This is a genomic window from Plectonema cf. radiosum LEGE 06105, assembly GCF_015207665.1.
In the GTDB taxonomy this organism is placed as follows: domain Bacteria; phylum Cyanobacteriota; class Cyanobacteriia; order Cyanobacteriales; family Nostocaceae; genus Rivularia; species Rivularia radiosa_A.
The window spans coordinates 1-12,088 of sequence record NZ_JADEWL010000045.1; the positions used below are offsets into that span (position 1 = coordinate 1).

Annotated in this window: 5 protein-coding genes; 1 reads left to right on the forward strand and 4 read right to left on the reverse strand. The window is 39.1% G+C overall.

Annotated features, from left to right (window positions below):
* Window positions 1-528: 528 nt before the first annotated feature.
* Complete coding sequence (locus tag IQ247_RS14835; RefSeq protein WP_228059753.1) at window positions 529-5,088, forward strand: WD40 domain-containing protein; 4,560 nt, start codon at window positions 529-531, stop codon at window positions 5,086-5,088.
* Between the two features lie 327 nt (window positions 5,089-5,415).
* Here IQ247_RS14835 and IQ247_RS14840 read toward each other — a convergent pair whose 3' ends face one another.
* The 4 genes from IQ247_RS14840 to IQ247_RS14855 all read right to left on the reverse strand — a co-directional run bounded on the left by IQ247_RS14840 (window position 5,416) and on the right by IQ247_RS14855 (window position 12,050).
* A complete protein-coding gene (locus tag IQ247_RS14840; protein ID WP_193921209.1) occupies window positions 5,416-6,408 on the reverse strand; it encodes a hypothetical protein in 993 nt (330 codons plus the stop codon).
* 426 nt (window positions 6,409-6,834) lie between these two features.
* Complete coding sequence (locus IQ247_RS14845; protein WP_193921211.1) at window positions 6,835-9,237, reverse strand: AAA-like domain-containing protein; 2,403 nt, start codon at window positions 9,235-9,237, stop codon at window positions 6,835-6,837.
* Window positions 9,238-9,812: 575 nt separating this feature from the next.
* Window positions 9,813-10,253 (reverse strand): AAA-like domain-containing protein, encoded by a 441-nt coding sequence (locus IQ247_RS14850; protein ID WP_322745508.1) that lies wholly within the window; start codon window positions 10,251-10,253, stop codon window positions 9,813-9,815.
* Window positions 10,254-10,631: 378 nt separating this feature from the next.
* Complete coding sequence (locus tag IQ247_RS14855) at window positions 10,632-12,050, reverse strand: FHA domain-containing protein (protein ID WP_193921215.1); 1,419 nt, start codon at window positions 12,048-12,050, stop codon at window positions 10,632-10,634.
* Between the last annotated feature and the right edge of the window lie 38 nt (window positions 12,051-12,088).

Genomic DNA, 12,088 nt, shown 5'->3' on the forward strand with positions numbered 1-12,088 from the left:
GGGGATGGGGGGAGGTTACAAGATATGTCCGCAGTGAGTAAAGTTTTTTACTTTAAAGTTACAATTAAAACTGAATTATGTAGAGCGTTCTAGACTTTCAGGATGTGCTGGGTTTGCAAGATTTGTTTATAACTTTGGCAAGCCAGTGAAAAACAATGACGATACTTGGGTTGCGATCGCGGTTATTTTGAGACAATTGAGTTCTGGATCGAAAATGCTGTACTACTAGAAATAGCTACACCAGAGTTAGCAGAAAAATATACCACTGCTTTAAAATCAGAAAAATTAGCTGAATATTTTGCTGGAAAAAATTCTTAAGTTAAGAAATTTAAATCTAGGAAACGGAACAATAACAACATTACTTAGAAATCCTACCATGTTTTTCTGATCCGGTTCCAGTTGGGAATGCAGTTTGTCTAAAAGCAAAGCCTAGGTACAAACAACCTTAAGCGGAATAATTGTTTTAATACAAATTATGATTATTATTTAACAAGAGAACAGTTTTTCCTCGGCTTTGCTGCATCTATAATGATTCATTCCGTTGTCATCAATCTGGGGTATGGTAATTTAACCGAGGGATTTCCTGTGGTGACTGCTGGATTATGGGAATTAAATAATCCTCGTCCGCAACAGTTTGTCGGTAGTTTACCCCCAGCGCCCAATTTGGTAGAGTTATATCGAAATTGGCGATTGATTTACCAGAGTTTGTGCGACCGTATTGTAAGTTCATCGCTCAGAAATTTGACGGATGATGATGAAATCGAAATTGATCAAGGTGATATTACGAATGTCTCTACTGTAGATTTCCACGATTTATGTCAACGATTGCAGCTAGATATTAATAATTGGCTGGAATCACCGGGGATTATTAGTATTAGCCGACAGCTACGAGCTTTACTTAATCCTGTTGATGAAATAAGAATAATTATCGAAACTCAAGATACTATTATTCAAAAGTTACCTTGGCATTGTTGCAGTTTTTTTGAAGATTATCCACGCTCAGAAGTTTCTTTTTCCAGAACTGAGTATAAACGCACTCCTGAATTGCAATTATCACCAAATACTCGAAATCAAGTGAGAATTTTGGCAATTTTGGGTAATTCTCAAGGTATCGATTTAGAACAAGAACAAAGGTTTTTACAAAGTTTACCTGATGCGGAAGTTGAATTAATTATCAATCCTTTACGACAAGAATTTAACGATAAACTTTGGGATTCTTTAGGTTGGGATATATTGTTTTTTGCCGGTCACAGTCAAAGTGAAGAAGAAACTGGGATAATTTATATTAATGAAAATCCCACTAATAATAGTTTAACCGTTGAACAATTATCTGAGGCTTTGAAAACTGCGATCGCGAAAGGTTTGAAGTTAGCAATTTTTAATTCTTGCGATGGTTTGGGTTTGGCTGATGGCTTGGAAAAATTAAATATACCCACGACAATTGTGATGCGGGAACCTGTACCCAATCGGGTTGCGGAACAGTTTTTTAACTCTTTTTTAAAAGCATTTGCATTTGAACAGAAATCTTTATATATATCGGTACAGGAAGCACGACGCAGATTACAAGGGTTAGAAGATGATTTTCCCGGTGCTAGTTGGTTACCTATAATATTTATCAATCCTGCTGAAGAACCTCCGACTTGGGTAAGTTTAAAGGAAAAATTTGTCTCGGCAGAAGATTATCGATTAAAAAACCGCAGCGGAAAGTGCGGTCTTGGGGTCTCCCCCTTCGGGTTCACCACTCCCCTCAACCGAGGAAACCTCGGCACGGGGGTGGATTCACCAAGTGGAGCAACTTTCCAAGAGAGAGACGCAGAGGGCACGGAGGAAAGAAATAAAAGAAAGCGTCGGGATTGGGGTGAAGCAATTGATGTTTCGACGTTTTATGGACGTAATGAAGAAGTTAATCGGTTGGAAAAATGGATTTTAACGGATAATTGCCGATTAGTTACTGTAGTTGGGATGGGTGGAATTGGCAAGACTGCTTTATCTGTTAAGTTAGCAGAATTGGTAGAAGATAAATTTGATTATTTAATTTGGCGAAGTTTACGAAATGCAACTCCTGTAAACGAATTATTGAGCGATTTAATAGGTTTTTTATCGTCTGAGCATCAAATAGTTTTAGCAAATTCTTTAGATAAACAAATAGGTCAATTAATTGATTGTTTGCGGAATTCTCGCTGTTTAATTGTGTTAGATAATCTCGAATCAGTTTTAGATAGCGAGCAAAAATCCGGAAGTTATCGAGGGGGATATGAAGGATATGGACAACTTTTAAGATGTGTCGCAGATACTCGTCATCAAAGTAGTTGTATAGTCACCAGTCGCGAACCACCCAAGGGATTTAGCGCTAGAAAAGGCGATAATTTGCCTGTGCGAATGTTGGCGTTAAAAGGATTAAGTTATCAAGAATGTCAATTGATTTTAGCACAAAAGGGTTTATCAACTTCAGCCACGCAAGTCAATAAATTAGTAGAGTGTTATGCAGGTAATCCTCTTGCTTTGAAGATTGCTGCCACGACGATTGAAGAATTATTTGATGGTGATGTTGTTGACTTTTTAGAAGCAGGTACAATTATTTGCGGTGAGATTTTCTATTTACTCGATCAACAGTTTCATCGTCTTTCGATTTTAGAAAAGCAAATCATGTACTGGTTAGCAATAAATCGGGAATGGGTATCTTTAAAAGATTTGCAAAGCGATATTATTGATGTTGTAAAAACGCGGGATTTACTCGCAGCTTTGGAAGCTTTACAATCTCGTTGTTTAATTGAAACTCAATCGGGAAAATTTACTCAGCAACCAGTGGTGATGGAGTATGTAATTGAAGAATTAATCGAACAAGTTGCTCAAGAAATCTATCATAACGAAATTGAAATACTCAATAAATATGCTTTAATTAAAGCCCAAACTCAAGATTACCTCAGAAATGCTCAAATCCAATTTATACTAAAGCCTCTTATCGATAAATTATTCAGCTTTTGGGTGACAAAAGAAATTATTCAAAGTCATTTAAATCAAATTTTATGTAAACTCAAATCTTCCCCAAAACCTGGATATGCTGCGGGTAATATCATTAATCTGCTGCGACAATTCGATATAGAACTAAATAACTATGATTTTTCTAACTTAAATATTTGCCAAGCTAACTTTCAAGGAATCAATTTACAACAAACAAACTTTGCTAATTGCAATTTGCAAAAATCAGTATTTACTCAAACATTAGGTAGTATTCTCGCTGCTAAATTTAGCCCCACAGGAAACTTATTCGCCACAGCAATTGAAAATCAAATATATCTCTGGGATGTTGACAATATTCGACAATTGCATCAACTTGAAGGTCATACAGGTTGGGTAAGGGCGATCGCATTTACTCCAGATGGTAAAATCTTAGCTAGCGGTAGTCATGACAGCACCATCAAACTATGGAAGGTCGAAACTGGGCAATGTTTACAAACAATAACAGGTCATACATCAAATATCCAATCCCTCGCTTTTAACCGAGATGGAACCATTTTAGCTAGCGGTAGCAACGATAAAACCGTTAGATTGTGGAATATGTCTACCGGACAATGCTTGATATTGCAAGGACATACAAATAATCTTTGCTTTGTCAGCTTCCATCCCTTTGACGAAAAATTAATTACAGCTAGTACAGATAATACCGTCAGATTGTGGAATATTCAAACTGGTGAATGTTTACAAATTTTCCATATTTCGATTAATTGGCTACTTGCGATCGCAATCAGTCATGATGGAAAAACTTTAGTTACGGGAAGCGATGGGAATGCGGTAAAATTCTGGGATATTGAAACGGGTGAATGTATTAAAACCTTACCAGGTTACCACAGCTGTGTCTGGTCAATAGCTTTTAGTCACGACGATAAGTTTATCATTACTGGCAGCGAAGATAACACGATAAAAATTTGGGATGTAGAAACGGGCGAATGTCTACAAACCTTGCGGGAACATCAACAGCGGGTTTGGTTAGTTGATTTACATCCAGATAATCAAAAATTACTGAGTATTAGCGAAGACCAAACAATCAAATTATGGGATGTTTCATCAAGACGCTGTTTAAAAACACTAAAAGGTTATAGTAATTGGATATTATCTCTTGCTTTTAGTCCCGATGGTCAAACCTTAGCCAGTAGTTCTCAAGATGGGAAAGTGAGATTATGGGATATGCAAACGGGACAATGTAACTCAATATTAGCAGGACATGACAAAATAGTATCTTCAGTAGCCTTCGCACCTCCACATCTTCCAGATTGTCTCTTAGCTAGCGGTAGCGATGACAATACCATCAAACTATGGAATCCTGACGGTGAATGCTGGAAAACGCTCCAGGGACACGATGATTGGGTGTATTCCGTGGCTTTCAATCCCCAGGTGAATATTTTAGCTAGTGGAAGTCGCGATCGCAATATAAAAATTTGGGATTGTCAAACTGGTGAATGTCTACATACCTTAGTCGGACATGAAAGTAGAGTCAAATCAGTAAGCTTTAATTCTAATGGTACTTTACTCGCAACTGCTAGCGATGATAAAACAATCAAAATTTGGGATGTAAATAATCAAACCTGCTTACGAACACTTACAGGACATCAAGATAAACTTGATTGCGTAATTTTCAGCCGGGATGGAAAAATAATTGCTAGTACTGGCTGTGATAAAAGTATCAAAATGTGGGATAGCAACACCGGGGAATTACTGCATACATTACCAGCACAGAGCCGTAGAATTCGCATGGTAGTATTTAGTTCAGATAATCGGATTTTAGCTAGCTGTAGCGATGACGGAACAGTAAAACTGTGGGATGCTCATACAGGTAATCATATAAGAACATTATCGGGACATGATAAAGCAGTATGGGCTGTGGCAATTAGTCCTGATAATAGTATATTAGCTAGCGGTAGCGAAGACCAGACAATTAAATTATGGTTTTTAAAAACAGGTGAATGTATTCAAACCTTGAGATGCAGTAGACCTTATGAAGGGATGAATATTCATAATATTACTGGATTAACCACCCCTGAGAAAACAGTTTTAAAATCTCTTGGGGCTATTGAAAGTATACTTACCTAAATTTCCTATAAAACAGGAAACCATTGTAGAGACGTAGCACTGCTACGTCTCCAGCAATGCGAAATCATTACTTTTGTATTTTAATTACTTATCTATCTCTCTTTACTTCTTTCCTCTGCGCCCTCTGCGTCTAGTAAGGTTTTTTAAATCAGTAATCTTCCGGGAAGAGAGTAAATCCCTAACCCCGCAACTTCTCCAACACTTCCTCAGTAAACGGATTCTTATCTTCTCGCAAAACTTTCACCCACCCTCGCCGCTGTGCTTTACTTTTTTGATTCTCAGTCTCGGCTATTAGCTACTATCCCCATCTGGATTCATAAAATCTTATTAGTGGGGTAGGTTCATAGAGAGCCATTCCTCCATCTCACGAAGTTGTTGCCAATTAAACATGAGTACTATAAAATCATCAAGTTGCTGCTCATTTAACTGTTTGAGTTGACTAATTATCTGTGGCGTGAGAGACGAGGCGCTAAACTTAGCCCGAATTATAGTACTTGCCGATTCAATCTTACCTTTTAGCTTACCTAGGAATTCACCTTCTAACCTAGCTTTGTTAATTTCAGCTTCATACCAAGCATCGATTTCTTCCATCGTTTTCATAAAATCTTCCTCTTCTGAAGTTAAGCTATCAGTAGGTATATCTTTTAGGTAAACACAGTATTTGATACATGCACTTATTATATCATTTTTTTCCCTACGATCTGGAGATAACTGCTTGATTGATTCAAAAGCCATCTGAGCAGTTTCTTTATTTCCCAACATTTTCAGCCAAATCGTTTCTGGACTATCTACCAGTTGCTCGATAATCACAATTCCCATCCGCAAAATTGGTGAAAGTCGATACACACCTACACCCAATTCTTCTGCTGGTTGAGCGTTACATAATATTAATAGTTTTTCACTGCAATTAACCGTGAGAATCCAGGTAAATGGATTTTGATTTTCAATTTGTTTTTTTGCTTCCTTCGACAGTCGCTCTCGACTTGTTAATTCCGATTTGGTTTTGGCGTTCTCTAGCAGTTCTTTGTACTTTCTATCCCAGTACAGATTCTTTCTAGTAATAGATTTATTAATATCGGTTTCTTCTAAATATGAACTATAATGTTCAATAACGAGAGTCGGATGTTCTTGCATTAACAAGTCGAATAAACCTAAATTTTCACAAAGCCACCCGGACTTTTCTCGCTCGACTATAAACATTAAATCGATTTCAAGGTCTTCATCATTACGAACTTGAATGTTTTGTAGAGTTTCTCCTTTAGTTTTATATAAAGACTGGATATAAAATTTGAAGAAGCGGTCGTGTTTGTACTGAGCCATTGAAATTTCTCTAGCCCTTGGCATAGCTCTTATGTCGTAACAGTAATTTTAACTTCTTACGAGTGCAGCAGCTAATTTATGGAGAGATATTATCACGAAAATAAAGCATTCCTCACATTAGTAGCCAATGTAATTTTGATTTCCGTCATACTTATTCTTCTAGTTTTTTCCCGCAGAGCTATTTGAAAGGGTATTTAAAGATTTATTACCTCATTTAGGTTTAACCACCCCTGAGAAAACAGTTTTAAAATCTCTTGGGGCTATTGAAAGTATACTTACCTAAATTTTGTATAAAACAAGAAACCCTTGTAGAGACGTAGCACTGCTACGTCTCCAGCAATACGAAATCATCACTTCTTTCCTCTGCGCTCTCTGCGTCTAGTAAGGTTTTTTAAATCAGTAATCTTCTGGGAAGAGAGTAAATCCCTAACCCCGCAACTTCTCCAACACTTCCTCAATAAACGGATTCTTACCTTCCCGCAAAACCTTCACCCACCCCTGCCGTTGCGCTTTACTTTCTTCATCATCAAGTTCGGCAATATATGCCTCAAAATCAGCTACAGCCCCTTTGTAATTTCCCGTCAACGCCCTCGCTAACCCCCGACTATCGCGAATCCTACCACTATCGGGGGGAAGTTTAACAGCATTTTCACAGGCAAACATCACCAATGCAGCGGATTTATTTAAACTACCTTGCCAACAAAGAGTATCCCAAGTATCAGCATCAATTTCTACTTTGGCATCAAGTTTTTGGGCTTGTTGAAACTTCGTCACAGCATTTTCAACATCATTCTCCCGTGCTAAACCTTTCCCTTCATAAACCAACCATTCCGCTTTCCCTTTATTCTCAAACTTTTGGGCTTTTTTCTGGGGGTCAAATTTAAACTTTTCTTCCGGATTCCACTTCAAAGCCGTCTTAAAAGTAGCAATTGCCTCTTTAACATCCCCAGCTTGCGCTTCCTCTTCCCCAACTTTTACCAAATACGGTGCTGCTGCTTTTAACTTTGATGGAGTTTGACATACTTCTAATTTTTGTAGTTCTTGGGGATTAATTATCAAATAATCATTCAACCACTCACAACCAGTATTTAACAGTTCCCCAAATTCTTTCCATTTCCACACCTTGGCACTTTTGTCCCATGAGGCGGTGACGATGGTCTTGCCATCCGGGCTAAAATTGGCGTTGTTGACAGTACTTGTATGCCCTTTGAGTTGATTACGCTCTTGGATATAATATAAAATACTATTTAAAGCGACAATCGGGCTGGTAACTGGATAGTCTTTGATGGGGGTGTTTTTCCCCGCGAGCTGTTGTAAATCTTGTCCAGCGTTCATTGCTGAAACTAATGCATCTATTTGGTAGGCATCAAATAGTTCTAAAGCACTTTTCCCTTCCCGTTCCAAAAAAGTAGCTGTTTCTGCATTGGCAATCAATTTTTGACCATACCAACTCGCCCCTATTGCCCCCACAATCGCCGCTGCTAAAATACTCAAGCTAATGCGATTAGTACGTTTGGCTTTCCTCTGGGCATCGCCGACAATCTGCTGGGCTTTTTTCTCCGTTTCTACCAAAGTAAATTGAATTTCTCGCTTATCCAACTCCTGACTCGCAGCCAAAAACTGATAATCAACATCACTTAAACTTTTATCCTTTGCCCAATCCAAAGCATCCTGCAAAGCCTGTCCCCGCAACAACCGCGATTCATCTTGGCGATTTGCTTCTAACCAAGCCGTCAACACCTGGGAATAGGGACGCAGTTTCCCCAGTTCCTTTTCCACCCACTCGCCATTAAACACACTTTGGTAAATGCGGTTATACACCTGTAACTTACCATCTCCCTTGACCACCAACCCCGTCAACCGCAATTCCATTTGTTCCGGGCTGTTATCTGTGGGTAATTCTCCCCGCTGTACTATTTGATGATATATTCCTAGTAACCTGCCCGCACGTTGTTCATTGCGAATAATTCTATCGCGGATAGTTTTTAAATGTTCCGGTTCATCCTGGGTTTCCCAGTTGTCAATAATCTGGGTTTTAATAACTTCTGCTACCCATTGATTTGACTTTTCCCCTTCTTTCCCACTGCCTATAATCTTACACACCTTCTGGGTCAAAAAAGGTTGTCCCCCCGTCCAATGCAACACCTCTTTCAACACCTCTTGGGGATTATCCCCCAAACCCTGGGCTAACGGTGCAGATTCTGGCAACTGAAAACCATTGAGTTGAATTGCCCTTCCCAGATTAAACGGAGTGCGATTTTTATCACTAATTAAATCCGCAGGAGTCGCCACCCCCAACAAAGCAAAAGTCAGCCGATTATACTCCGTCCGATCGACCCTTTGGTTATAACAGGCACGAATCGCCGCAAAAAAATCATCTTTAAAATTTAAGCTGAGGAGACTATCAATTTCATCAACAAAAATCACAATATTCTCAGTAATTTTAACTAATAAAATCGTCTCAATAAACTTACCCAACTTCTGCACCGGAGACAGCAAATGATTCTCTGCCCACCAAACCTCTAAATCAAAATCCTTATAAAGCTTAAAAATACCCACCAAAGTATCAATTACCCCTGCATACCACTGTTCTGGGGTAATATCAGCAGTTCCAATCGCCGTAATATCAACCGTAGCACAGGCAAAACCCTCATCCACCAAGCGCTGCATCACCCGCACCCGCAAACTCGACTTGCCCATCTGTCGGCAATTCAGCACATAGCAGAACTCACCCGCTTTCAAACCTTCATATAAATCTTCGTCAGCTTGACGGGTAACATAAGTGGGTGCATTTGGAGGAAGACTTCCCCCGACTTGGTAGTGAGTCATACCATTTTAGATTTTGGATTTTGGATTTTGGATTTGTTCTCGTTACTCGTAGTTAAGAAACCTCTTCGTAGGTTGGGCTAAGCGTTAGCGCAGCCCAACGCGGATGTTGGGTTTCACTCCGTTCAACCCAACCTACAATTGCTAACCTTTAACCTTTAACCTATCTAACGCACCCCCAGGCGATCGCCAAAGTACTGCCGATACAAATCACACAAAGGAATCACCGAGTTTCCCCGTAATTTAACCAGCCCCAGTTAAGAAACCTCTTCGTAGGTTGGGCTAAGCGTTAGCGCAACCCAACGCGGATGTTGGGTTTCACTCCGTTCAACCCAACCTACAATTGCTAACCTTTAACCTTTAACCTTTAACCTATCTAACGCACCTCCAGGCGATCGCCAAAGTACTGCCGATACAAATCACACAAAGGAATCACCGAGTTTCCCCGTAATTTAACCAGCCCCAGTTAAGAAACCTCTTCGTAGGTTGGGCTAAGCGTTAGCGCAGCCCAACGCGGATGTTGGGTTTCACTCCGTTCAACCCAACCTACAATTGCTAACCTTTAACCTTTAACCTATCTAACGTACCTCCAGGCGATCGCCAAAGTACTGCCGATACAAATCGCACAAAGGAATCACCGAGTTTCCCCGTAATTTAACCAGCCCCATACTCCGGAGTTTAAACGCCGCAGTGTTTCCCACATCTACTGGTTGTGCAACTGCTAGCACCCTTTTGAATGCTGCCAACAATTCTTCATCTTCTTGTAAATTTAGCAGATGGCGGCGCAAATGCTCGCTGTAACAACCCTCCTCAGTGGGAGCAGTTTCCAAAAGCCTGTTTAAAGTAATTCTACCACGGGCAATTTCATACAATACAACTCTGAGTAAATACGGGTGTCCATCTACCAGATTTATCAACTGTTCTACTTGGGAATCATTCCAACTCAATCCATGCAGTTGGATTAAATATTGCTTGGATGTATCCTTGGGATTCGCTGATAAAATCAAGATTTTCTTCACGATGCCATCGACCACTGTAAATTAAAATACAAATTCGCGTTGCTGATAGTAATTCGGTTTGATTTATGAATAACTCTTAAGGGGTAGGGAATAGGAAATAGGGAATAGGGAATAGGGAATAGGGAATAGGGAATAGAAAAACCTTAAATCCGTATACTGAGTTTTTTTTGTCCTACGGATAGGTTGCGCCAACAAAAATCTCCGCAGAATTCCTATATTGATTTATATTATATTTAATTTTGCATAATACTACTGATATCACAAGCGCAAAGAAAATAAGCAGAGAAAATAATCTTTAATTTCCTTGGAACTACAAAAGAATAAAAGTTAATAATCCGGCATTTTTACCGGATTTTCTGAATGTAAAATTCCGTAAAATCAAGCTTCAATTACAACTCTTCCTATAGGTTGGGCAATACAGGTTAAAATGTATCCTGTTTGACATTCTGGGTCTTGATCATAGCGGACTTCTCCTTCAATCAAACGTAATTTACACTTTTGACAAGCCCCCATTTTACACATATGAGGTAATTCAACCCCTTCTCTTTGTGCAGTTTCTAAAATAGTATCGGCGCTATCGTAAACTAACTCTACACCCGATTTAGCTAAAACTAAAGTTTCTGCTGTGTGAGAAGTACTTATTTCCTTTGGAGTTAAGGTAGTTTGTAATTGAATTTGATTGTCTTTTTTCGTACTATAAGGTTTACCAAAACTTTCCTCGTAATAATTTTCCATGGGGAATTCTCGTTCCTGGAGGATTGCTTTCACCTGTTGAGTAAAAGGTTGGGAACCGCAAACATATACAGTGCGCTCGGCAAAATCGGAGGCTATTTCCTGCAACATTGCTTGATCAAATCTGCCGATTTTCCCCCCAGGAATTGGGTTTGAGTCTTGACGAGTTACAGTAGTTGCAAGTTTGAAATTAGCATATCTCGATGTCATCAACTCTAATTCTTGCCGGAAAATAATATCCTCAGTAGTACCAGCACTATGAAAGAAAACTATATCAGAACCAGCGTTTGTATCCAACAACCAGCGCGACATCGACATCATTGGTGTAATGCCGCTACCAGCAGAGATAAACAATAGTTTTGACGATGGATGATTAACACAGCTAAAATCCCCTAATGGACTACCAATTTTGACTTGACTACCAGCTTGCAAATTGTCATGCAACCAATTAGAAACTAAACCTGGAGGTGCATCAGCAGCATTGTTTGGGGAACTAGCTCGTTTAACGGTTATATCTAAACTGTGAGGTCGAGAAGGAGTTGAAGAAATAGAATAAGCCCGTTTAACAATTTTACCATTAATCTCCAATTCGAGGGTGACAAATTGTCCCGGTTGATAAGTAAACTCAACAGCAGGTTCGGCAACAAAAGTAAAGGTTTTTACATCCGGTGTCTCATTAATTATTCGCACACAACGGGCGGTTAATTCAGGCGATCGCCATGCTGTAAATTGATTTGATTGATGTTCGTCAAGCTGAATTTCTTCAATAAGTAATAGAAAATCGCCAATGTGAATAATATCATCTGGTTTGAGGAGATAGCTTTGAGTTACCTCCATTGCTTGGTTATTAAGGCGCGAACCATCACTACTAGCTAAATCAATAAAGTAATACTGTTTATTGTAAGCATAAATCATTCCGTGGACGCGACTAACTTCGGGAGTATTGAGAACTAAATCGCAATTAGGATGCCTGCCAATTATACACTTATTAAGATTTTCCATCTCTGGTGTGAGAATTTTCTCTTGACAGGAACTTGTTTGATAATTGATTGCTTTAATTTTCATGATTGGTTAAATTTAAAAAAAAAATAAATACTTATAAA